The sequence below is a fragment of the Rubrobacter marinus genome, from assembly GCF_011492965.1.
Lineage (GTDB): Bacteria > Actinomycetota > Rubrobacteria > Rubrobacterales > Rubrobacteraceae > Rubrobacter_F > Rubrobacter_F marinus.
The window spans coordinates 1,405,715-1,428,393 of record NZ_CP045121.1; the positions used below are offsets into that span (position 1 = coordinate 1,405,715).

Sequence of the window (22,679 nt, forward strand, 5' to 3'; positions counted from 1 at the left end):
GCTGCTCTCCGACGACCTGTCGACCGCCTCGGCCCGCTACGCCCACGATATGGCAAAGTACGATGCTTACGGCGTTCCCGAGCCGCACGTAAGCGGGCCCACGGACTACTACTTCGAGGGCGCCACGCTTACCGACCGGATGAACGAGGAGGGGTACCGCGCCTCGCGCTACGGCGAGAACATCGCCGCAGGCCAGGACACCGCCGAGGAGGTCTTCGAGGCCTGGCGCAACTCTCCGCCCCACAACGCCATGATGCTCGACGGTGGGATGCGCGTCGTGGGCATCGGGCTCGTGGAGAACCCGGGGACGGGCAACGGGGAGTTTTGGGTCACGGACTTCGGCTCCGACGAGGACGACACGAGCCGCCCGGTCTCCGAGGCTGGTAACTATGGGACCTCGGAGGGGGAGAGTCCCGGTGATCCCGGAGCCGAGGGGACCACGAAGGCCGTATTCCCGCTTCCTGAAGACTACTCCGCTTCCTACGAGGACACCTGGGGCGCTTCCCGCGAATCGGGTTCTACGCACGAAGGTACGGACGTGTTCGCGCCGGATGGGACCCCCATCTATTCCACGACGAGCGGCAAGGTCGTCTCCGTCTCCGGTGCCGATTCGCAAGGGTGGGACGAGCTCGGCGGCTGGACGGTTATGGTCGAGGCTACCGAGAGCGTCGGGCCCGTGCAGGCCGGCGACACGCTCCTCTACGCCCACATGCTCGAGCCGTCACCCTTGAGGCCCGGCGACATGGTCGAGGCCGGCGACGTCGTGGGCGAGGTAGGCTCCACCGGGGAAGGTCCTCCGGGTTCGATCCTCCCCGACGGCCGCGGCGAGCATCTCCATTTCGGGTGGTACGACCCGACGGGTACTCGGGCAGAGGCAGCGAGCGGGGCAATGAACCCCTTCCCGCTCCTCGAGTGGCTGCGCCAGAACGGCGGTACGGCTACCGGAGAGGAGAGCGTCGCCCCGGGTGCGACCTCCGCCGACCTTCCCGCCTACTGCTCCCCGCTTCAGGCCCTCGGGATCGTCCCCGAGGTTGCCAATCCCGGCGGGCCTTCGTTCGACGGCGGGGTACCGGTCTCGGCGGAGTCGCCCTCGGACGTGCCCGCCGGAGCTGGCAGCGCCACCGGTCAGCAGGTGGTCGAGGAGGCGAAGAAGTACGTCGGAGCACCGTACGTGCTCGGAGGGCCGGAGGCCTGCGCACCAGGGGAGCAGATGGACTGCACCTGCCTGACGACGACCGTCTTCGAGAAGTTCGGCTACGAGTTGCCGGACGTGCCGACGGATCTGGCGAGCTACGGGGAGCCGGTCGAAGGGCCGCCTCAGGCCGGAGACGTCCTCGTCTGGGGCGACCCCGGAGACGGGACCGGGGGGCACGTCGCGATCAGCACGGGCGATGGCCAGATCATCCACGCCAACATGGGGACGATGGACACCTCCGTCACGCCCATGTGGGACTCGCCGAACTACCTGGGCGCGCGGAGGCTCGTCGAATGACCGGGCGCGGGAAGGAGGGCGGGACGTGAGCGATCTGCCGCGGGGTGGGTTCGGGAGCAGCGAGCGGCCGGGTCGGCGCCGGGCGTTCGCCCTCGGGGCACTCGCGATCGTCCTCGTGATCGGATGGAGCTACGGCGTGCTCTCTTACGGCCGCGACGAGGCTACCGGGAAAGCCGTGCCCGATGGCAGCCGCGCCGCCGGGCCGGCCCCTCCATCTGGCGCTGCCCGAGAGGAGCCTCAGGCGGTCCCCGACGAGAACGCTCACGCGACCGCACCGCCCGAGCAACGTCAGCCCCCGGCGCGCTCCTCGGAGACGCCCGCAGAGACGCGAGCGCCACAAGACTCACCAGGGAGAACGCCCGACCGCCCGGAGGGGAACACGGAAGAGCCGGGTTCCTACGATCCGCTGGGGACCGGTGCTTCCGCGGGCGCCCTTGCGCCGATCGACCGAGAGCGGGTGCGTTTCGCGGCGGCCCGGTTCGTCTCCGCGGCCTACGGATACTCGGGGCGGGACGAGGACGCCTACAACCAGGGGGTGGGCGCGACCGTGGTCTGGCCTGCGTTCTACGAGTCCCCCGGCGCGGCCGAGATCGAGCGCTACGCCGCGCAGGTCGGGAAGACCGGCACGGAGAGCGCCGCTTTGCTCACCCGCTTCGACGTCGAGAAGACGACGCCAGATACCGCCGAAGGCTACGCCCGGTTCGAGACGGGCGGCGGCTACGGACCCGACGGCGAGCTCGCCGGCAAGAAGCTTGCATACCGCCAACGAATGGTCCTGGCACGCTCCGGCTCGGTCTGGAAGGTACGGGCCGCCGAGAAGGTAGAGGAGACGCGATAGCTATGTTGCAAGAGTTGGTGTTTCTCGCCCAGGCTGAAGACTATGGCTTCTGGAGCTCGACAATCTCGACACTGAGAGGCGTGGGGTTGGCCGTCTCCGGGGTGGGCCTGATGATCTCCATCCTCATAAAGGGCGCCGCCGGCACGAACGGTGATCGGCACGCACTCGCCGCGAGGGTGGCCGAGGGCGTGTTCGCCGGCCTCTTCGTGGTGCTGCTCGGTTGGTTTATCTACGAGAGGATGATCGAGTGGACCCCGCTGTAAAGGGCGCGCGACACGTGCCCGCGCCGTCTGCAAACGCTCGAGGAGCGCGTTACCCGACCCGCCCGTCGAGCATTGGGGCTCGTCGCAGGGTGATGCTGGTCCTGACCATGTTCTTAGCCTTCTTCGCGACACTGCCGACCACGGCCCGGGCAGCCTCCCCGGCCGACGAGGCCTGCCGCGGCTGGTACGGGGAGCAGGCCCCCGACGAGCAGGCCCGGGAGGACAACGAGGCGCAGGTGGGTCAGGACGTGGACGAGGATGGCTGCACCGGAATGCTCGCGACCCCCGGCTCGAACGGCCCGGTCGAGGGAGCATCGACAGAGGAAGACACGCCGGAGAAGGACGGCGCCTCCGGCGGGGAGGAGTTCGCACAGGCAGAGGGTCCGCCTGACGCGCCCGGAACGACCACCGGGGAGGGGCAGCCAGAGTGCGCCGAGCGGTTCGAGTCCGATACCCCCGAAGAGCAGACGCGCGAGCGGGAGGAAGACCGGCAGTTCAACGTGGACAACGACGGGGACGGGTGCATAGCCGAGGAGCCCGCGGAGGACTCCACCGGTATGGACGGAACGCCCGCCGATGCCCCTTCGGGGGAGGGCGTCCCAAGAGGGACCTCCGGGTCCGCAGACGACGGTGGCCTGACCGGGATGGTTCTGGGCTTCTTCCGGGGCATCCTGCAATGGTTGTGGGACAACACCTTCGGTTGGGCCCTGGAGCAGATGGCCGAGGCCTTCGAGACCGACCTGCTCTCCCTGCCTACCCTGGAGGGTCGAGGCGACCTGCTCGGATTCTACACGGGGGCCGTTGAGAAGCTCAGGCCCGCGATCCTGGTCGGCATCCTGCTCCTCGGGATTCTCATGATGGTCCGCTCGGACAACTACGACCTCGCCTACGCCGGCTTCCAGGGGCTCCCGAAGCTAATGGGCGTGGCGATGGCGATGGCCTTCCTGCCGCAGTTCATGGGAGAGTTATCGCGCATAACCGCGGGCATCACCGACGCCTTCTTCCCGAGCAGCGGGGACGTGAACGGCGCCGGCCAGGAGCTCTTCAAGGCGGCCGTCGGGAACATGGCCGTGGCGAACTTCTTGAACGTCATCTTGCTCGTAGCGGCGGCCTGGGTCGGGATGTTGGTGATGATCGTGGCGCTCCTGAAGAGCGTCCTCTACGCCGTCCTCTTCGTCGCCGGGCCCTTTGCCCTCGTCGCCTCGCTCGTGCCCGGCCTCAGCTCGCTCGCCGGCTCCTGGTTTCGGGGCGTCCTCGCCTGCGCGGCGATCCCCGCGCTGTGGTCGATCGAGCTCGGCGTCGGCGTGCTCGCGGTCGAGAGCCCGCAGGCGTTCTTCGGCGAGGGGGCGAGCACGCTGGGCTTCGTCTCCGAGGGCGCCGTAGTGGCCGTAGGCGCCATCCTTATACTGTGGGTGATGTACAAGACGCCGTTCAAGGTCATCGAGTGGGCCTTCAACGTCCAACTGCCGGGCCGCGGGGGACTCGTAGGCTTGGCGAAGACAGCGGCGAGCTTGGCCGTTGGCATACCCGTCAAAACCGCAGTGGCCTCCGCCGTAAAGAGCGCCACGAACCGCACCTCCAGTGGTTCCACCGGGGGCACCGTGACGAATTCCGGTGGGGGTAGCGCGAACGGTGCGTCGCCGCAACGCATGCCCGGTAGGACGGAGAAAGCCGATAGCGGTGAGGCGACCCGGAGGATCCAGCAGGCCCGGCGCCAGGGCCAGCAGGCGCGCAGGGCCGAAAACGTCTCCAGGAGCACTCTGAAATACCTCAAGCAGATGGACGTACGCGACGAGGGCAAGGAGAGGTTTATGCAAGGTCGACCGCGCGGAGGCAGAGATACCGGTATGGGCGGCAGCCGCACTGGCGATCGGTCGTGGGACAAGCGGTAACCGAGAAGCGGTGAGCCGTCCGACGAAGCGAGAGGCGCGAACATCCGCATCCTCCAGACGACGATTCTGCTAGCGCTGCTCCTGGAGCTCCCGAGTGGGAGTGGTCGGGAACGGCATCGCCCCTCCGCCAGGGAGAAGAGGATCGCGCGTGCCGAGAGGAGGGAGCTTGTGCGATCGGCGCTGCGTGCCACGGCGGCCCACGGCTACTACGTCTTCGACGAGCTCATGACCGAGGAGGCCGGGACCATCGACTTCCTGGCCGTGGGGCCCGTGGGCGCGTGCGTGATCGTCGTGCGCGAAGAGGAGGGAGACGTCACCGCGGACGTGGACGGCGCGCTGTACCTCAACGGGCGGTGCTTCGAGGACGACCCTAAGCGTCAAGCCGAGGACCTCGTGGCCGCTGTGAACTCAAAATTGGCAGACACTGGAGCGCACACTTACCACGTCGTCTGCTTCACGCGGGCGGAGCTCTACTACCTGGGCGAGAACCCCGACGAGACACTGAAGGGGATCTGCCCGACTTGGGATCTGGCTCTGCCTTTTGCGAGCGCGCCGACGGCGCATACGCCGGCCGACGTGGCGGAACTGGCCGACCGGATCAGCGAGGCCTACGGACGCCCTCCATTCGTGATCCCGGAGGGAGTCGATGCCCGGTGAGCACGCGTACCGGCAACCAGGGAAGCGACGGGATGCCCACCAGCCGTAAGCGGTACGACAAGAAACTCGTTCGCGACAGGACGACCGAGCTGCTTGCCATCCGGCTGGGCCCGGGCAAGGACCAGGGCGCCAGGCTGGTGTGGGGCTGCCCGGCCTGCGGCAAGCAGGACAAATACTCCGTGAAGAGGTCGGAGCGGAAGGGCGGCTGCCTGGTCGAGGACTGCCGCCTCTCGGGCTACGACGACGTCTTCGGCATGCTGGCCAAGCTCGAGGGCCTCGACTACCACGCGGACTTCCTGGCCGTGCTCGCCAAGGCCTACGAGCTGCTCGGGCTGGAGCCCGCTGGCGGAGGTGCCGAGCCCCCAGCAAAGGCCGGTATCCGGAAGAACGTCGGCGTCACGCCGCCGGTCAAGGTCTCCTCGAAGGCGTCGTCTCGGGCAGTGCCGGTACGTCAGCGCGCCGCGGACTCGAAGAACCGGGAACGGCGCGGCAACGAGGAAGACGTCCCCGAGAACCTCGACGCACGCCTGGACCTCGCCGGACGGGTGTACAGGCGGATACTCGAGCTCTGCCCCCTGGAGACCAGTGACCGCAGCTACCTCAGAGCTCGCGGGCTCTCCCATGAGACCATAAGGAAAGGGCGCTTCGGCACCGTGACCGCCGGGCGAGCCCGTCACCTCAAGGGGTACTCCAGCGCGAGTTCGGACGCGAGGAGTTGCTGTCGGTGCCCGGTTTCTCCGAGGACACGGAGAACGGCCGCTTCAAGTTCACGCTCACCGGGGACTACTTGTTGATCCCTTACCACGACGCGAGGGGCCGCGTCACCACGATCGAGGGCCGCTGCGTGGGGGAGCCGCCGGAGGGGATGGGCAAGTACGTCTCCTTGCGCCGTGCGGGTAACCACCTGTATCTCTTCCCCGGTCACCGGCCGGAGGACACCTTGGCCGTCTGCGAGGGCGCGATGGGAGCGATCGTGGCCGCCGAGTGCGGGCTCGCGGTCGGAGCAATCATGGGTTGCGAGTGCTTCCGCGCCAGTTCCTCGCTTGAGACGCTCGACGGCGATCCTGGTGACCCGCTTCTGGAGCTGAAGGGCACGGACTTCGGCGGCCGGACGGTCCCGTACATCCCGGACGCCGACGATCCGCCGAACCCGAACGTGCTCAAGGCAGCCCCCAAAGCGGCGCGTTGGATCGCAGAGCCCCAGAACGGCCGTGCGGCCGTGGCACTGCTGCCCGTAGGGGCCGACCTAGACGAGTGGCTACTCTCCCTGCCGGCAGGAACCGAAGAGCGCCGCGCACGCTTCGCCGCGCTCCTGGCGGAGGCCAACCCGTCCGAAGAACACGTCGAACTCTCCCCGGCTCCCCCACAGAGAGGAACCAACCCAAAGCCCCTCCCGCAAGGACGGAAGGGGCCGGTGCGCCGTTAGCGCGGACCGGGGCGGGAGGCGGACGGCGGTCGGAGACCCCGGTTCAAGCTTGGCCGCAGCGGCGCCACGAGACCGCCGATCGTACCCCCCCGAACGGTACGACTCCGGATGGCGGCGCCGAGAAGGGCGGGCATGGCTCCGGCGATGATGTCTCTTCGCCGGCCGCCTCGACCCTCGGGGACACTACGAAGCCTGTGGTTGAAGCCCCCGCGTCTCAGACCGGCTTGTGGGAAGGGGCGGGGGACTTAGACCCGAAAGTTTTTAAGGTGAAGGACGCGGCTACGGAAGCTGACGGGCGGGCGGAGCAGCGTGGAGTTTCCCGGGGCGCACGCAAACTGCGCGATGAGGTCTACCGGGCCATGATCGAAGCCCTGCCGCCCAAGAAAGAACACCTCGAGGCGCTCGAGAAGGAGGGCGTCATGCCCGCGACGGCCCGGGTGGGGCGCTTCGCCTCCCTCGACCGGGACCGGGCCGAGCGGGTCGCTACCGAACTGACCGGGCGCTTCGGCGCCAAGAGGCTCCTCCGCGTGCCCGGTTTCGAGCCAAACGGTGCGAGAAGGATTCGACTCTCCCTGGCCGCAAGCTCCGCTGAAGAGCACGTGCTCGTCCCCTGCTTCGATGTCGAGGGCATGCTCTCCGGCGTCGAGGCCCTGGCGTTCGATCCCAAGACCGGCAATCTGGAGGTCGAAGAGACGGTGCCGCTCGGAGGAGCGGGCAGCCATCTCTATGTCTTTGCGTACTATGAGCCCGGGCAGGTGGAGGGCTTCTGCGAGGGGGTTCTGGGCGCTCTGCTCGCCGCCCAGGAGGACATCGTGGTCGGCGCGATCGGGGGCTTCAGGCGCTACGGGGCCGCCTCGGGTCCCGCCGGGAAGCGCCAGCCCTTGGACGCGGTGCTCCCGGAGTTGGAAGGGGTGGACTTCGACGGGAGGATGGTCGCCTACGTTCCGCGCGCAGGCGCTGCCGTCGGCGAGGGGAACGCCCGCTATCACGAGGCGACGGTGGCGGCCCATTGGCTCGTCGAGCGTCAGAACGGACGACCCGCCGTGGCGGGCCTGCGAGGCGAAGGGGAGCCCGTCGAGAACCAGCATGAAGCAGACGCCGGCGGCCCCACCTCACTGGGGGAATGGATCCTGTCTCTGCCGCAGGACGAAGTTAGGGAACGCCTTCGCGAACTCTTCCCTGAGAGTCCCGTCAGAAACGCAGTGCAGGAAGGCGGAGACTACGGGAAGGATGCGGTCTGCAACAGGGAAGACGTGCCCCCGCCGCTTCCGTCGAGGACCCTTTACGGCGCCCTCGCGCTCGCCGCCGCCGTCGCGTCCTCCCTCGACGCCCTGCTCGTTCGCCTGGACAGCTTCGCCGGGCACGTGGTCGTCGGATCCGGAGGCGAGCAGGTACTCTACCCCGGACCCCTGGGCCCTCTCAGGCGCCTAGCCGACTCGTCGCCCTTCGACGTCCTCCACGAGCTGCACGCCCCCGCCGCGCTCGCCGCCGGCCTAGTGCTGGCTCTCGTTCTCATCGCCAGGGCCCGTCGGTGCCACCTGGCGCGCTGGAGCGCGTCCAGGATGCGCCTGGAGAAGCGGTGGGAGTTGCACCGGGCGCCTGGTAAAACCGCCTCCCCGCGCTTCCCCGTCACACCGGGTGAAGCTCTCGCCGCGGCACTCGCGTGGATCTTGACCTTCTTATTCGTGGGCTGGATCACCCGGACTACGGAGGCCCTGTCGTCTCTAGCCGAACAGCTCGAAGCCGCGCCGGATGTGGGAATTCCCGTCGCGGACCCGCCCCTGATCTCCGCTGGCGCCGCGACGCTGCTCTCGGCGTTCATTCTCTGGCGGCGCCGGTCCATAAAGGTCGCCGAGGCGAGGATGCTGCAGGGGAAGGTACGACATTGAGCATGCGCCCCGACGATAGGGGGTCTGAGTGACGCTCGCGTCTGGTAAGGCAGGTACGCTGACCCCCAGGGACCAGGACATCCTGGAGACGATCTTCTTCTGCCGCTATCTCTCCACGGGGCAAATAGCGGCGCTGTTCTTCACCAGCACGAGCCGCGCCCGCGCCCGTCTGCCGGAGTTGCGGAGGAAGGGCTACGTCGAGGGGCGCACCATGTACGTCAGGGACCCGACGTGGGAGGATCGCGCGGCGAGGGAGACCGTCTGGCACCTCAAGAAGGCCGGCTTCGACTCGGTGGTCGAGACGCTAGGCCTCGAAGAGGCCTACGTTCCCAAGCCGCTCCTGCCCAGGCAGGCCCGTCATTACGTGCTCACCAACGAGCTCTACGTCGCCGCCAAGCCCGGCCTCGACGCCGAACTCGGTCCGTACCCCGAATGGGAGTGGCGCCACGAGAAGCGCGCCGCCTACGCTGGCGAGTACGAGAACGTCCCCTACGTCCACAAGCCCGACGCCCACATCGTCTTCTGCGGCCACACCTTCATCGTGGAGAGGCAGACAGCGGAGTCGAAGATCGGGCCGAAGGCCATCCAGAAGAAGGTCCACGACCACAAACGGTACGCTACTCTGAAATTAAAGACGCCCACCGAGGTTCTCTTTGCCTGCGATGATCCGGCGGTGGCTCAAAGAGCCGAACGAATTGGCGAGCAGCATGGTCTACGAGTAATGGGTGGGGACGTGACAAGTATCGCCGATTACGTGTACGCGAGCGCAGTACGGCTCTCATGACGACAGCGGAGTTCCTGCACGAAGCTACCCGCTGTTCAAGGGAGAGGCCTGCGAGCAAGACCGCTGCAACGGCGCTGACGGTCGGTAGTGCGCTCCACGAACCTCCGCAGTCGGCGTACGAGGAGCAGGACGCGCTGAGGGAGCGGGGGCGCGAGGAGATCGAGGAGAGGGTCGTCTCCCTGAAGCTGCGCCTCCTCTTCGACGAGATCGCCCGCGTCGACGAGAGTGCCGTCGCCACGGCCCCCGGAACCGGCGAGGGGCGATTCTGGCGCTCCCTCTCGTCCTCCCTTTGGGCGGAGGCGGAGGAGATGGTCCCGAACCCCGAGGACCTGTACACACACCAGATGACCGCCCTCCTGAGGAAAGCGGCGCGGGAGGACGAGTGGCGGGCGTAGGGCGCTTGCCGGCGCTACTTCACCTCCCTTCCCGCTAAAAATCTTGCCCGTCTGCCGGACGTAGGGTGCACCCGGACGGACCGGTACGAAGCGCGTTGCGCGGCCTTCGGGTTTTCCTGCTCGCTTCGGTCCCCTGGCTCCCTTGCAGTAAGGAGGCATACCGAAGGGACGTGCTATCCGTGCCGAAAATCGGACGCATGGGCGGAAGCAGAGGAAAGATCAGGCCCGGCGAGTGCGGCCACGTGGCGCCGGTGATCATACGCGAGGTGGAGCACGGCTACGTGGCCAAGTGCCTCACGTCCGGCACCGACAGACCCGCCAAGGAGAGCTCGGAGGAAGCCCTCAAGGCCCTGCAGGAGCTCGCGCGAGGTCGGTAGCGCAACGACCGACGAACGCCGCCGGGTTCCCTCGGGGCTTCAAGTGCCGCAGAGTACCTGCCATACTTTCGGCTAGGGCCTGTCTGACGGCTCACGAGGACAGCCAGACCATCAGCGAGACGATGACTACCGTCGCCCGGTAGTTGCACGCCCGCTTCTCGTACCTCGTGGCGACGCCGCGCCACTGCTTGAGCCGGTTGACGCACCTCTCCACCACGTTGCGCCCGCGGTAAGCCTCCGCGTCGAAGAGCGGCGGCCTGCCCCCGCGCCTCTTCCTGCGCTCCTTCTGGTCGCGCCTCTCGGGGATGACGTGCGGGATGCCCCGCCGCCTCAGCAGCTTCCGGCACGAGTCGTGGGCGTAGCCGCGGTCGGCCAGCAGCCGGTGGGGCCGCTTCCGGGGACGGCCGGGAGCTCCGTCGGGGCGCGCCACCCGGATGCCGTCGAGCAACGCCCCGAGCTCGGGGGCCTCGTTGCGCTGCCCGGCCGTCACCAGCAGAGAGAGCGGGCGGCCCCTGGCGTCGCAGGCGAGGTGCAGCTTGGTCGAGAAGCCACCCCTGCCGCGCCCCAAAGCCTCGTCGTGCGTGTGCTCTACCCCCCTTTTGAGTCACGACCGCTCGGCCGGTGTCGCGCGCCGGCGGCGTGCTGGTGCGCCCGCACCACCGTCGAGTCGACGCTCACCTCCCACTCCACCCCGCCGACCGCGTCGGACTTCGTCTGCGCGTGGGCCAGCAGGCGGTCCCAGGTGCCGTCGCGCCGCCAGCGGACGAAGCGGTCGTAGCAGGTCTGCCAGGGGCCGTAGCGCTCGGGCAGGTCGCGCCAGGGCGAGGCGGTCCTCAGCTTCCACAGGATGCCGTTCACCACCCCGCGGTGGTCGCGCCAGCGCCCGCCGGGCCGGCCGTGCTCGGGCAGAAGCGGCGCGATCCGCTCCCACGCCCGGTCCGTGGTCTCGCCCCGCTTCACCATCGCCATCGCCCCCTCGGCTCCGTCCGCTCCACGGCGAGAAGCTAGCACGACGATGGCGAGCCGTCAGATAAGCTCTAAGCCACGAAAGCTCTGCCGGAAGTCAGACCTCGCCATCGATCCCCCAGCGTGGAGCCGGAGCGACGGCGGCGGAGAGCCCGTCCCGACCCCCGCCCGACGGTCGGCGCTGTTGGGCCGACCGACGCGGGTTCCCCAATACGGCCGCCGCCAACTCCTTGTGGCGCGGTGCCAGGGGAAGGAGTATCGGTGGGTCAAGAACGGAAAGAAGGGTTCGATGGCCTGGTGAGGCTGGTGCGCGGGCGCATCAGCCTCACCAGGAACAAGCGTCTTCGGGCCGCACTCTCGGAGGGCGGCGACCCCTTCCAGCGCCTCTCCGAGGAGCTGCTGGCCGCGGTGGTGATCGAGTGGACGAAGGATCGTCCGGACGGTAGCCCCCCGGCCTCTGCGGAGGACCTCTCGCCTCGGGAGCTCGGCTCGTTGACCAACCGGGTCGCAAGACGCCTGGAGAGGCAGGCCGACGAGGGGACAAGGTGGTTGGCGCCCTCCGGCGGGAGCCCGGGTATCTCGACGAGGACGAAGTATCCGAGATAGAGGAGAAGCTGAGGAGCATCACGAAGCTCGCGGGCCTGAGCCCGCGGGAGAGGGACGTTTACGAACTCTCGCTGCACCCCGACGTGGAGGAGGCCGAGATACCGTACATACTCGGCCTGGAGCCCGAGTCGGTCACCAAAACCAAGTACCGCATGATGAAGAAGTTGAGGCAAGCGGCTGCTGAGGGCGGGTACTCGGAAAAGTTTGAGTAATTTCTGGGAGAACTGTCCATAATCGGCTGCACCAAGTGCATAGCAGGTGACGACGAAGGTTTCCCGCTTGGAGCAGTAAAACGGGGTCGCCCTTGACGGACTCGTCGTAACCCCCGAGACGCACAGCGGGACAAATCTTGTCCGCTCAAGGCCAGATTTCCGGTGCCAAGTGTTACGGGTATTGACTTCTGCAATGGTGGTCTGTATTCTGGCTCAAGTTGTCGGACTGCGCCCAAAAGCGGGCGCTCTTACTTTTTGTACGTCTTTCGCCGTTTCCGTGGGGGGTATGACCCGGGTGGATGGTACCGGCCTGAGCGCGCGCGCACGGTTGATGGAGACCCGACGCGGTACCTGGGTGGACGAAAGCCTTTTTCCGGATGCCCACCGTGAATGCCTCGAGATTATCGGGCGGGTGGCCCGCGAGACGGAGGACTCCGGCATCGTGGAGCTTCTGAGGGGCGAGAGGAAGCACCTAGACGACACCGAGCTTGGCGAGCGCATCAGCCAGCGGGAGAAGAGCTACGCGCGGTTCGGGTGGGAATACGGCAGCCGGCACTTCAAATGGGATGCGATGGAGCTTTTCGCCGAAAGGGTCCGCGAGCACGAACTTCCGGAGGAGCGCGAAGCAAGGTCGTTGGCTTTCAGGGCGCGTGAGCATGTGGACGAGTGCGGGGCCTGCGGCCACTCGTTGCTCCCCGGAGAGCCCGTGCACTTCGGGGCGGAGGTCTACGTGGGCTTCCCTCCGATCAGGTGGCGGTGGGTGGATCCCCCGCTGGTCGGCAAGCCCCACTACCAGCGCACGGTGCTGTGCGGATCGTGCTCCCCGGAGTGGTTGACGCCGGGCAGGGGAGACGTCGTCGCCCAGCTCTGCGCGAGGTGCGAGAGGCCGATGGTCTATCGGCTCACGGCCTCGTCGATGCGCCGGACCTTCTGCTCCGAGGATTGCGGGCGCGCCTACCGCGACCAGCTCCGCAACCAGAGCCGCAAGGAGAGGGGCGCGGTCGAGCGCGAAAAGGTCTGCGAGGTCTGCGGCGAGGAGTTCACCGCGGCCCGCAAGGACGCCAAGACCTGCTCTCAGGGGTGCAAGCAGAAAGCGTACCGGCGTCGGCGGAGGAAGCCGGGGTAGGACCGGCGATGCAGCCTCCCACGCCGTTCGGCGCAGTTTTATTGCCCCGAAGGTTCGCGCGACGGGCCGGCGAGTAGACCGCTAGTAGACCCCGCGAACCTCATGCAGTACCTTTTCCTGTAGGTTAGGAAAGTAGCGCGAAGAGCCGCCCGCCGGGGCGGCTTTGTCGTTGCGGATCAAGTGCAGAGCCGAGCCGTCCCGCCGGGGCGGCTCTTTCTTTTGCGAGGTGCTCGCCGTGGAGAATGGCGTCTGATGCTGCCCGTTAAGGTAGCAAAACATAGCTCTCGAATAAGCGCCGGGGTTAACCCCCCGGCCCTTTTTATGCCCTTTTTCGGGTCCTTCCCGGCCGGCACCGGCTCGCCCCTGCACTTTTTTGGCCCGGAGGCGGCTAGTTAGTATGGGTCTCTACGCCAACAACCTCCACCGGCTGGCCCGGTTCCTCGCCGGGGCTCCCCCCGACGCGGCGACGATGGTGCTCGCTATCCTCGGACGCCCGGATCTCCTCGTCGGCTTCGCGGCGTGGGCCTGGAGCACCGCCATCGGGGACGTCTTCATGACGGTCGTTCTTCTGATACTCGGGGTGTGGGTGTGGCCCAGGCTCCCCTACCCCGTGCGGCAGCACCTGCTCGCCCTGCGCGAGCACTTCCTTCCGTTCGCCGGATCCGACGGTCCCCCTCCATACGAGCAGGACCGCGCCCCCCGCAAGGCCGGGCCACGAGCCGGGGAGCCTCCACTCGAGGAGGTCGAGCTTCTACGCCAGGAGCTGAAAGCGTACGAGAAGCGCCTCGAGGATGCGGAGGCCGCCAACCTGCAACAAAGCCGGCGTATGGAGCGGCTGGAGCGGGAGTCGGAGGAAGCCCGACGGCCGTGGTGGCGGTTCTTCTCAAGGTAGCATCCCGGCTGCCGACGGATTGCTTCCGCTCGTCGCCAAGATTCTGGCGAACTCTCAAAAAACCTCCGATTTTCGGCTAGAGACCTCGCAAAACGGCACCTTTACGTAGTGAGCCCAATCCCGGGCCCCTAGAATTAGAGAGGAACGATCATCATGCGATTCGACTTCGGGAACATCAACGACGCCCTCTGGGCCTTGGACGCCTCCGAGCAGGCCAGGGCCGCCATCGACTACCGCAGCATCGCCGAGATCGCCAGCAGGGCCAACCTCGCCTTGAGGGCCGCCGACGTGGCGGCCGGCTTGAACCGCCCCTTTGTGCCACCGGAGCCGATCGCGCGTCTCGCCGCCGCAGACTCTTCGGCCAGTTCCCTCGCCTCCGTCGCGGAGCAGGGCCGGCGGTCCGCGATCGGGGCGGCGTTGTCGGCGACGGAGATCTCCCGCCCGAGCGCGCTCGGCGGCCTGACCTTCCCGAAGCTTGACGCGGGCATCTCGGGGCTAGCGCGGTCCATAACCCCCGCGTTCGACCATCTGGCGGGCGCCCGGGCTCTCGCGGCCCCCGAAATCTTCGGCTTCACGCGCGGGCTGGGCCGTCTGTTCGACAACTACTCGCACGCGGCGGACTCGATAAACAAAATCTTTGAGGCGGTCCCGCCGCTCGCAGACTGGCCCCGCATCGACTGTCCCCGCATCGACTGTCCCGACGTTGGTTTACCGGCGGAGGAGCCGTTCGACTCCATGGTCTTCGCCGCCCTGGAGGTCTGGGACGAGTTCGGCCGGGGGCGCTGCGGCGCCGCGGACGCCTTCATGACGCGGCGCCTCAAGCTCCGCCGACCCCGGACCCGTTGGACGGCCTACGACCGGCGCCAGGCGCTGTGGGTGGTTCTTAGGTCGGCCTTCGAGCGCCCCTCCGGGGACGGCGGCCTGCCGCCGTGGATGGAGATGGAGGACGAGGGGGAGGTCGCCGCCTACCTAAGGACCGCGATCTTCGCCGAGGTCCGGCGCATCGAGCGGGACCGCGAGGTGCCGGAGCGGGTCTGGTGGAAGGAGAAGGACCTGCCGGAGGGCCTCTCGGAGGACGAGAAGACAGAACGCGAGAAGCCGAGCTTCGACCCGGAGATCATGCGGCTGATCCGAGGGACGACGGAGGATCCGGCGGACGTCGTGATCCGGTGGGAGTCGTACGAGATCGACGCGCGCTTCCAGGCCCTCGCGCTGCTCCACCACCACGGCACGCAGCGGGACCGGGACATGGCGACGCTCGTGCTCAAGGGGTACGAGCCGGTCGACCTCGCGCACGTCTACGGCTGGCCCAAGGTGCAGGCGTTCCAGCGCAAGGCCCGGACCTGGAGGGTGAAGAAAGTTGGGAAACTCCCCTTCGGAAGTGGCTAGAAACCTTCGGTAAACGCCCCTTTACGGGACGTAGGGACAAATCAGGGGGACGGCGCCGGCGCCGTCCCCCTCCGATCGTAGAAAGGAGGTGATGAGGTTGGCCGGCAAATCCAAGAAGGGCTCGGGCTACGCCTATCGCAGCGCGATCAGCGGCAGGTACGTGACCAAGAAGCACGCCCAGCGCTCCCCGAAGACGACCGTTCGGGAGAAGAGGTAAGGACACAGCCGCATCGCGGGTGGAGGGGCCCGGGCAAGTTACGGACCCCTCCATGTTCTTGCCGTACAGGCACACCGGCACCGTGCCGGACTTCTAAAGTGCCCTCGTCTTCCGTGCCGATAACGCGCCAGAAGGACTACGATACGGACCTGCGCGTGAGGAGGGTAAACGCTGCACGCCGCGCCGGAGCATAAGGTCGCGCTGATTCTGTCCGGCGACGACCGCGAGGGGGCAAGGGAGGTCCGCGCGCCAGACCTACAGAAGCTCTGCCGGAAAAACCCCAACCACGCGGAGGCGCGGAGCGTCTCGCGATCGTCTGGCCTCGGCCTCTTGCGCTGCGCCGTTTGTGGGACCCGCCTAGTTAAGAAGTTTGGTCTGATCAATGCATGGCACTTCGCCGCAGTCCCCGGACAGGCCCCCTGCGACCACGAGAGTGAGACCGTCGAGCACCGCGAGGCGAAGCTCGCGCTCTTCGAGGCCCTACGACGCGTCCTGCACGAGGGCTGGTCGGTCCTCCTCGAGGAACGCCTCCCCGACGCGAACCGCAGGCCCGACGTCTTGGCCGTCCACGCGAGCGGTCTCCGGGTCGCCTTCGAGGTGCAGTACGCTGACCTACCAGAGGAAGAGTGGAGGGCGCGTCGCGAGGACTACGAGGCCGCGGGCGTCCGGGACTACTGGCTCCTCGGCCACCTCCGGCAAGAGAAGGAAAGGGACGCCCTCGCGGACCTTCTGGCCACGGAGGAGGGCCAGAGGGTGGCATACGTCGGACGGTGGGAGGACGCGACCCCCGACGAAGCCGGCGTCCGGGTTGAGGAGCCGCTCTTCCTCGATCCCGACGGCCCCGGCCTCCTGCCGCCGGGCGCCGCCGCGAGGGGACGCCACCACGATCCCGTTAGGTGGGCCGGGTACAGCCTCGACGCCTTCTCGCTTTCCGAGGAGGGCGTGTTGACCACCCCCGCGAACGCTCTTCGCGAACGCCTAGAGCGCAAGCGTCTGGAGGAGGAGCGGCGCCGCGCCAGGCGCGAGGAGGCCGCGCGCAAAGCCAGGGAGATCGACGCCGAAAGTCGGGAAAGGAGGCGTAAGTGGGCGGCGGAGAAGAAGGCCGAAGAACGAAGGGCCTGGCTTTCCTCCCCCGAGAGGGCCAGGGCGCTCTCCCTCCTCGGCAAACGCCGTCTCGCGGCATTGGAGGAGGAAGGCGGGCTCGACCGCAACATCTACGCCCCTCCGGGGCGCTGGAAGACGGAACTCTTCCTCGCCTGCGTCCACGGGCGAAAATCGGGGACCGTCTTCGACTGGTTCGGGGCTGCCGGAGGAGTGCTCCGCCGCTACAGGCACTCGAATTTGGAGAGTTGGGCGTGGAAGGCGCTATGGGCCTTCCTCGATGGCCTAGAGCGCGAGGGGCTCGTCGAGTTCCACGAGCCCGACGTTCGGGGCAAGCGAAGGTACTGGAGGACGACCTCCGAGGAGACCCTGGCGAGGCGGCGCCGGGACCTCGCGCAGAGGCAACAGGAGGAGGAACGGAGGCTCGAACGCGCCCGGCAGGAGGCGGACGAGATGAGCGTGCTAGAGGCGAAGTGGGAGAAGAACCGCCTGAGGAGGCTGGAGCGGGAGCGGTGGGAGGCCGAACGCCTACGAGCTTGGTCATTGCCCGAGGATGACCCTTACCGCGAGGCGGGAATGGACCGTGCCGAACGAGCCCTCTCTTGGCTCTCGTCATCCGAACGCGGGGAAATCCTAAAGCTACTGGGTGAGGGCAAGATGGTCCTGCTCGAGCGTGAGCACCCCGACGACCGGGCCATCCTGACGCACCCCGGCGAGTGGAAGAGCGTGGTCTTCCTGCTGTTCGTTCGCGGCAAGGCGGGCCAGACCTTTGCTGGCAGCGATGTGGCGAGCGAGGTGGGCGAGCACTACCCCGAGGCCCCAGAGGGTTCTACGGCGCCTGCCACCAGCGACCGCGCCGTGCGAAGCTTCCTCCTCGCTCTGTGCAGGGCCGGACTCCTGAGGGACGTCGGAAGTGGCCGTTACGAGGTGACCTCTTAGTGGCCACGAAATTCACATATGCGTAAGCGCAGGACGTAGGTTTGGAATGCGAAGAAACTTGTAGCTGAGTTACTATCCCAGTGCGGACTCGCTCTGCATAAAGCTTTCGAGTAAGTTCGGCACGGGTACGGTCGTGGCCGAAAGCGTAGTCGTAGACGTGGACGGCATGCCATTGGACATAGATGTAGGTTCCGAAGCGAGTAAAGTCGCGGACCTCTTAGAAGCAAAGCCTGCCAGCAGTTGCGCCCGGACCTCCGGCGACCCCTTACCGAACTACGCCCTGCATCACGGCGTCCGTGATGTCCGCCTCGTCCAGGTCGACGCCGCGGAGGTCCGCCCCGTGAGGTCCGCCCCGACAGGTCGGCGTGGCGCAGGTCGGCGCCCGAGAGGTTCGCCTCCCGCAGGTTGGCCCGTCCGAAATCGGCCCCCGCAGGTCCAGCCCGGACAGGTCGGCCCCGACAGGTCCGCTTCGGAAAAATTCGGGTCCTGGCACTCGGCCCCGCGAGCCTCGCGCCCTTCAGGATCGCGCCCCGAAAGTTCGTCTCGATCAGCTCCGTGCGGGAGAGGTTCGCGTCCGAGAGGTTTGCGTCGACCAGCACGGCCAGGGAAAGGTCGGTGTCGGAGAGGTCGGCGCGCGAGAGGTCCGCCCCGAGAGGTCGGCCTCGTCCAGGGACTGAAGGCGGAGGTCGGCGCCCTTCAAGTTGGCCCTGGCGAGGTTCACTCCGCGCAGGTCCTTTCCCGAAGGTCCCGTTCTTGAAGGTCCGGACCTCCCGTCCCTGCGGCATTACCACGCCGTACTACACCCCCGACTTCATCCGCAACAGCTGCGGGGCCTTCCCCTCTTTCCGACTGCACCCCGGTCTCGAGCGCCAATTCGTACCAGTCCCACAGATTTACGTTACCGGTGTCGGAGACCTTCGCGCGGCTCTTGCGGATCATCTCCGCCAACTCCTCTGCCGCCTCCTCCGACACCCGAAGGTCGCCGGTGCGTCTGGCGCGGGCGAGCTTGCCCACCGCGTGGATGCGCAGCCCGGGGTCCGGGTCGAGCTCGCGGTAGCGATCGGCGAGCCTCTCTGCCTCCTCGTAGTCCCCCGCGAGGAAGGCGGCCTCCGCCGTGGCGGCCACGCTCATGAAGTCGTCCTCGTTAAGCCTCTCCTTGAAGCCCCCGAACGCCTGGCCGAAGTGGCGCCGGGAGAGCTCTTGCTCGCCCAGCATCCTGTAGAAGTTCCCGATCATCTGCCGGTTCTGCCCGTAGCTCTCGATGGTCCGTAGGAGATACTCGCGCGCCTCGGAGTCGTGCAGCCAGTAGAGGCAGCGGGCCGCGCGCTCGAGCGTCGCCGCGAAGGCCCGCCCGTAGCGCTGCTCTTCGAACCCCATCATCCTGCGGGCTTCGTCGAGTTCCTTGCGTATCTGCTTTCGGTTCGGTTCCAGCATCTTCTCCCCGAGGTTAAACTTACTGGGGGCGGGTCGCAAGACCCACCCCCGACCCACTACGGTTACCGGGCGTCGACGCCGTAGATCTTCACCCCCGTAGCCCCCGTCCGTTCGGGTCGAGCGGATCGGACTTGAGCGCGGCTGTGGCGTCGTCCAGCTTGCCCAGGTTGGTACTCGCATCACCATACCCCACCAGCACGGCCTCATAGGGAGCGCCACCAAGCACCTTCTCGAGCTCCAGGGCAGCGTCACCGATCTTGGGATCCTCGGCGAGCTTCATGGTGTCGAGGTAGCGATTGCTCTTGGCGTTCAGCCAACTGAAAGCGGGCTGGGTGCGCTTCTGCCCGTCGACGGTGGAGCGGTAGAGGCTGCTGTTCATAGACAGATCCGCCTCCTTACCCTTCACCTCGACCACCACGAGCGTGCCGTCGGGCTTCCTCGCCACGATGTCGGGCCCCACGCTCAGGTACTTCTCGGTCCTGCCCTTGCTGTCCGGGGTGGCGAGCTTGAGCGGCTGGTTGCGGCCAACGTAGAGCACCTCGTAGTTGAGGTCCCGAAGAATCTTGACGGACGCCTCCACGGCCAGGGCCTCGGCCTTCTTGCCGGACTTGGTCAGCTTGGCCTGGTTCCATAACAGCTGGCCCTTGTCGTCGGTGGCGGTCCTGACCGTGTTCTCGAGGTCGGCCTTGCTGAACGACGCCTTGCCCGTGATCTCAACACCCTCGCCGAGGTATTTCTTGATGAGGGCCGGGTCGTTGCGGGCCGCGGCCAACTGTTGCTTCGCCGCGTCGTCGAGGGGTACGTCGTCTCCCCATCCCGCTGCGCCCAAGGCAGCGAACATGAGGGTCGGGTGGTCGGCGAACTGCACCGTGATCCAGCGGGCGGTCGGAACGAGGAGGTTGTCGGCCCAGGAGATGAAGGTGGCGAAGACCTTCACCGTCTTGGCCGCGTCCCCAATAAGCGGCAGGAGCCCTATGGCGTTGAGGAAAGTGTCGACCAAGTCGCCCCTCACCAGCGAGGCTATGGTGTCGCGGACGTCGCCGATGACGAGGTAGCCGCTCGCCAGCCAGCCCGCGAGGTACCCGAAGGTCTGGTGGTAATCGTAGGGGTCGAGCCCCCAGTCGGCGAGGTTCTGCCCGGCGTCGCCCGTGACGAAGCCCATCACGATGGCCGCACCGTGCTCGACGGCCGTCAGGTCGTAGCTGAACGGATCGGACTGCTTCTCTAACTCGACCGCGTCGTCGCGGTGGTCATTATCGGGGTTGGCGTCGAGGGGGTCGAAGTTCGCGGCGAGCTCGGTGGCATCGTCGACGCCGTCGACGTCGGTGTCGATCATGGTCGCGCTCAGGCCCATGTCGACCTCTTGGAAATCGTCGAGGGTGTCGCTGTCGGTGTCGGCCATGGTGGGGTTGGTCGGCATCGGGTAGTAGCCGCCGTCGAGGCCGGTCGCGAGCTCCCCGGCCTCCTCGCCGTCGGTCGCGCCGTCGCCGTCGGTGTCCTCGTCCTTCGGATCTGTGGTGACGGAGACGCCGTTGCCCCCGACGAAGCCGTTGATCTCGGCGCAGTCGGAGAGGCCGTCCTTGTCGGCGTCCTCGTCCGCCCCGGGCGCGGGCTCGCCCTCGGCGATGCCCCTGAATACCTGCGGAAGGTCCTCGGCGCTGGTGACGTGGTAGAAGTCTCCGCCCGTGCCCTCGGCGATGGATCGCAGCAGGTACTCGTCGGTGCTGTAACCGAGGCCTATGGTGTAGACGGCGACCCCGGAGTCCTTCGCCCTCCTGGTCAGGGCGTCGTAGTAGTACCCCTCGCCGTCGGTGAGGAGGATGACCGCCTTGAGGTGCCCAGGCTTCGCGTTTCTGTCGAGCTCGTTCAATGAGGTCTCGAGCCCGGCGGCGATGTTCGTGCCGCCCGATGAATCTATGCGGTCGATGGCGGCCTTGGCCGCCGCGCGGTCGGTCGTGAGGGGCTGCAGGAGTTTGGCGCGGCTATCGAAGTCCACGACGGCGGCCTGGTCGCCTTCGATGAGGGCGTCCACGAAGGCCTTCGACGCGGTCTTGCGGTACCCGCGTGGGTCGTTCCAGCTCATTGAGCCCGAGGAGTCGATGTCGAGGACGACGTCGAGGTTCTTGAGGTTCGGGTCGGTCGGGGCCCTCGTCCCGTCGTCCTCGCACGCGACCTGGGTGAACGACTTTTCCCAGGTCGGGATGTGGAAGAGAACGAACGTCGTGAAGTGGTCGGTCTCGGCCCAGGCGTAGCCGCCCGAGACGTCCACCCCGCCCTCGTTGAGGGGCACGAAGACGCGCGAGCCCTCGTCCCAGTACATCACGCCGAGGTTCTCGACATCGCCGCCCGGCACCTTTGCCCGGTCGAACGGGATCTTGACCCGCGCCTTCTCGAACGGCTTCTCGGAGGTGACGTCCATTGCGGAAGAGGCCTGCCCCGGCATGCCCTGGAACAACTTGTCCTCGGAGAGGTCCTTGAACTCCACGCCCCGGGCCACGTCGCCGGTGCCCGTCATCTCGACGGCGACGCCGCCCTCCTCGGCGGACTCTTCGGTGGTGTAGGTCTCGAAGCCGTCCGCGGCGCCGTCGCCGTCCGTGTCGGGGTTCTTCGGGTCCGTGCCGAGGCGCTTCTCGGAATCGTCGGTGAGGCCGTCGGCGTCGGTGTCCTGCTTGTTCGGGTCGGAGAAGCCCTCGAGCTCCTCGCCGTCCTCGAGGCCCTCGCCGTCGGTGTCGGGCTTGAGGGGGTTCGTGCCGGCCTCGACCTCGTCGCGGTCCGTCATCCCGTCCTCGTCGCGGTCACTAGTCGCGGGGTCGGCCTTAGTGGGGTCGGTGCCGAGCTTGTAAAACTCGTCGCCGTCGTTCGCGCCGTCGCCGTCGGTGTCGCCCTTCTTCGGGTCGCTGCCGAGCTTCTTCTCCTGGTCGGGGAGGAGCTTGTCGCCGTCGGGGTCGAAGGCCTTCCACAAGAGGTCCGAGGCCGCGTCCGCATGCCCCCACGCCTTCTGGTAGTCGCGGATCGCGTCGACGGGCATGCCCTTCTGCGACTTGTCGTCGCCCTTCTGGAGCTCCTGTCGGGCCCGGTCGAGGGCGAGCTGGCCATCCTTGGGAAGGTCGGCGCCGAAGATGTTGGTCGCTCCGAGGGCCTTCTCGGTCACGAGCCGGTCGGCGCGGTGGACCTTCTTCAGGGCCTCGCGGGCCTTCTCCTTGACCCCCTCGTCGACCTTCGGGTCGGCGAGCATCCCCCTGAGGCGCTTGGCGGCGTTCACGTCGTGCTCGAAGGCGGAGCCGTCCTCGAGCCAGTTGTCGCCGCGGAAGGTGCCGTCGATGGAGGCCCGAAGCTCCCTGAGGATGTACTCCTTTCGGTCGTCCTTGCCTGGCGGCGTCTCGTCAGGGTTCGGGTAGTCCATCGACTCCACGACCTTTATCGCCTCGAGCTTGGCCGCCTTCGCGGTGCCAGCGGCGACGGGTGTGCCGTCGAGGTCGACCTTCGAAGGAGAAGACGAACCATCGGCTTGGCCTTGTTGGGCCGCTACCGCCTCCCGTGATGCGAGGAAGGTCGGCGCCACGGTCGAGAAGAGCACCAGCGCTGCGAGGAGGATTAGTACGATCCTTGGCGGCGGTCCGTAAAACTCCCCGCCGCTTCGCATACGCACACCCCTACCCAAGATTCGGCCCACTCCGACGCCCCTTTCCTCGCTCGTTGTAGCGACGGCGCGTGGCGTTCCGTCGACGACCGCGCCCCCTTGCCCCCGGGCCCGGACGGACCCGAGAAGAATGGTGCCGCACCT

General features: G+C 67.4%; 21 protein-coding genes and 1 pseudogene. 17 read left to right on the plus strand and 5 right to left on the minus strand.

Features of this window, described 5'->3' with window-relative positions:
- Position 1: 1 nt before the first annotated feature.
- From GBA65_RS07225 to GBA65_RS07275, 11 genes are all read left to right on the plus strand, one after another.
- On the plus strand, positions 2–1,492 hold the full coding sequence (locus GBA65_RS07225; protein ID WP_323127088.1) for a peptidoglycan DD-metalloendopeptidase family protein: 1,491 nt from the start codon (positions 2–4) through the stop codon (positions 1,490–1,492).
- Positions 1,493–1,949: 457 nt separating this feature from the next.
- On the plus strand, positions 1,950–2,330 hold the full coding sequence (locus GBA65_RS07230; protein ID WP_166395995.1) for a hypothetical protein: 381 nt from the start codon (positions 1,950–1,952) through the stop codon (positions 2,328–2,330).
- Between the two features lie 2 nt (positions 2,331–2,332).
- On the plus strand, positions 2,333–2,593 hold the full coding sequence (locus GBA65_RS07235) for a hypothetical protein (protein WP_166395996.1): 261 nt from the start codon (positions 2,333–2,335) through the stop codon (positions 2,591–2,593).
- 89 nt (positions 2,594–2,682) lie between these two features.
- Entirely contained in the window at positions 2,683–4,485 is a 1,803-nt protein-coding gene (locus tag GBA65_RS07240; RefSeq protein ID WP_166395997.1) for a hypothetical protein, read from the plus strand.
- A 168-nt stretch (positions 4,486–4,653) separates the two neighbouring features.
- Positions 4,654–5,142, plus strand: coding sequence for a nuclease-related domain-containing protein (locus GBA65_RS07245; RefSeq protein ID WP_166395998.1), 489 nt, complete (start codon positions 4,654–4,656; stop codon positions 5,140–5,142).
- Positions 5,139–5,936, plus strand: coding sequence for a hypothetical protein (locus GBA65_RS07250; protein ID WP_207956212.1), 798 nt, complete (start codon positions 5,139–5,141; stop codon positions 5,934–5,936). The genes GBA65_RS07245 and GBA65_RS07250 overlap by 4 nt, the downstream gene beginning before the upstream one ends.
- The gene (locus tag GBA65_RS07255) at positions 5,867–6,568 is read left to right on the plus strand and encodes a hypothetical protein (RefSeq protein WP_166396000.1); all 702 of its coding nucleotides are present in this window, start codon (positions 5,867–5,869) and stop codon (positions 6,566–6,568) included. The genes GBA65_RS07250 and GBA65_RS07255 overlap by 70 nt, the downstream gene beginning before the upstream one ends.
- Positions 6,569–7,095: 527 nt before the next feature.
- Positions 7,096–8,457, plus strand: coding sequence for a hypothetical protein (locus GBA65_RS07260; protein ID WP_207956213.1), 1,362 nt, complete (start codon positions 7,096–7,098; stop codon positions 8,455–8,457).
- Positions 8,458–8,485: 28 nt separating this feature from the next.
- On the plus strand, positions 8,486–9,241 hold the full coding sequence (locus GBA65_RS07265; RefSeq protein WP_166396002.1) for a replication-relaxation family protein: 756 nt from the start codon (positions 8,486–8,488) through the stop codon (positions 9,239–9,241).
- A complete protein-coding gene (locus tag GBA65_RS07270) occupies positions 9,238–9,636 on the plus strand; it encodes a hypothetical protein (protein ID WP_166396003.1) in 399 nt (132 codons plus the stop codon). Before GBA65_RS07265 ends, GBA65_RS07270 begins: the two co-directional genes overlap by 4 nt.
- A 197-nt stretch (positions 9,637–9,833) precedes the next feature.
- Positions 9,834–10,013 (plus strand): hypothetical protein, encoded by a 180-nt coding sequence (locus GBA65_RS07275; RefSeq protein ID WP_166396004.1) that lies wholly within the window; start codon positions 9,834–9,836, stop codon positions 10,011–10,013.
- A gap of 91 nt (positions 10,014–10,104) precedes the next feature.
- On the opposite strand, the gene GBA65_RS07280 is transcribed toward GBA65_RS07275, so the two are convergent.
- Positions 10,105–10,976, minus strand: a protein-coding gene (locus GBA65_RS07280) for an IS5 family transposase (protein WP_407691074.1) whose coding sequence is annotated in 2 segments (ribosomal slippage) — positions 10,105–10,607 and positions 10,607–10,976 — 873 coding nt in all. Because the reading frame shifts where the segments join, the coding sequence is not laid out codon by codon here.
- Positions 10,977–11,240: 264 nt separating this feature from the next.
- Between GBA65_RS07280 and GBA65_RS07285 the strand changes: the two genes are divergently transcribed.
- From GBA65_RS07285 to GBA65_RS07310, 6 genes are all read left to right on the plus strand, one after another.
- Positions 11,241–11,585: a hypothetical protein gene (locus GBA65_RS07285; RefSeq protein WP_166396005.1), complete on the plus strand. Its 345-nt coding sequence runs from the start codon at positions 11,241–11,243 to the stop codon at positions 11,583–11,585.
- Positions 11,525–11,797: a hypothetical protein gene (locus GBA65_RS07290; RefSeq protein ID WP_166396006.1), complete on the plus strand. Its 273-nt coding sequence runs from the start codon at positions 11,525–11,527 to the stop codon at positions 11,795–11,797. The genes GBA65_RS07285 and GBA65_RS07290 overlap by 61 nt, the downstream gene beginning before the upstream one ends.
- A gap of 412 nt (positions 11,798–12,209) precedes the next feature.
- The gene (locus tag GBA65_RS07295; RefSeq protein ID WP_166396007.1) at positions 12,210–12,923 is read left to right on the plus strand and encodes a hypothetical protein; all 714 of its coding nucleotides are present in this window, start codon (positions 12,210–12,212) and stop codon (positions 12,921–12,923) included.
- A gap of 397 nt (positions 12,924–13,320) precedes the next feature.
- A complete protein-coding gene (locus GBA65_RS07300) occupies positions 13,321–13,815 on the plus strand; it encodes a hypothetical protein (RefSeq protein ID WP_166396008.1) in 495 nt (164 codons plus the stop codon).
- A 153-nt stretch (positions 13,816–13,968) separates the two neighbouring features.
- On the plus strand, positions 13,969–15,204 hold the full coding sequence (locus GBA65_RS07305) for a hypothetical protein (protein WP_166396009.1): 1,236 nt from the start codon (positions 13,969–13,971) through the stop codon (positions 15,202–15,204).
- 547 nt (positions 15,205–15,751) lie between these two features.
- Entirely contained in the window at positions 15,752–17,461 is a 1,710-nt protein-coding gene (locus tag GBA65_RS07310; RefSeq protein WP_166396010.1) for a competence protein CoiA, read from the plus strand.
- Between the two features lie 265 nt (positions 17,462–17,726).
- On the opposite strand, the gene GBA65_RS26220 is transcribed toward GBA65_RS07310, so the two are convergent.
- From GBA65_RS26220 to GBA65_RS07325, 4 genes and pseudogenes are all read right to left on the minus strand, one after another.
- Positions 17,727–17,954 carry a pentapeptide repeat-containing protein gene (locus GBA65_RS26220; RefSeq protein WP_407691049.1) on the minus strand — a complete coding sequence of 76 codons (228 nt, stop codon included), beginning with the start codon at positions 17,952–17,954 and terminating at the stop codon, positions 17,727–17,729.
- Between the two features lie 7 nt (positions 17,955–17,961).
- A pseudogene (locus tag GBA65_RS26225) lies at positions 17,962–18,066 on the minus strand (pentapeptide repeat-containing protein); the annotation flags it as partial.
- A 112-nt stretch (positions 18,067–18,178) separates the two neighbouring features.
- Entirely contained in the window at positions 18,179–18,895 is a 717-nt protein-coding gene (locus GBA65_RS07320; RefSeq protein WP_166396011.1) for a hypothetical protein, read from the minus strand.
- A gap of 88 nt (positions 18,896–18,983) precedes the next feature.
- Positions 18,984–22,538, minus strand: a complete 3,555-nt coding sequence (locus GBA65_RS07325; protein WP_166396012.1) for a VWA domain-containing protein — start codon at positions 22,536–22,538, stop codon at positions 18,984–18,986.
- Between the last annotated feature and the right edge of the window lie 141 nt (positions 22,539–22,679).

Bases quoted from the DNA above. Each gene is read 5' to 3' on its own strand.
- GBA65_RS07300 (WP_166396008.1), top strand. From the start codon at position 13,321: ATGGGTCTCTACGCCAACAACCTCCACCGGCTGGCCCGGTTCCTCGCC.
- GBA65_RS07305 (WP_166396009.1), top strand. From the start codon at position 13,969: ATGCGATTCGACTTCGGGAACATCAACGACGCCCTCTGGGCCTTGGAC.
- GBA65_RS07275 (WP_166396004.1), top strand. From the start codon at position 9,834: ATGGGCGGAAGCAGAGGAAAGATCAGGCCCGGCGAGTGCGGCCACGTG.
- GBA65_RS07320 (WP_166396011.1), bottom strand. From the start codon at position 18,895: ATGCTGGAACCGAACCGAAAGCAGATACGCAAGGAACTCGACGAAGCC.
- GBA65_RS07325 (WP_166396012.1), bottom strand. From the start codon at position 22,538: ATGCGAAGCGGCGGGGAGTTTTACGGACCGCCGCCAAGGATCGTACTA.
- GBA65_RS07235 (WP_166395996.1), top strand. From the start codon at position 2,333: ATGTTGCAAGAGTTGGTGTTTCTCGCCCAGGCTGAAGACTATGGCTTC.
- GBA65_RS07270 (WP_166396003.1), top strand. From the start codon at position 9,238: ATGACGACAGCGGAGTTCCTGCACGAAGCTACCCGCTGTTCAAGGGAG.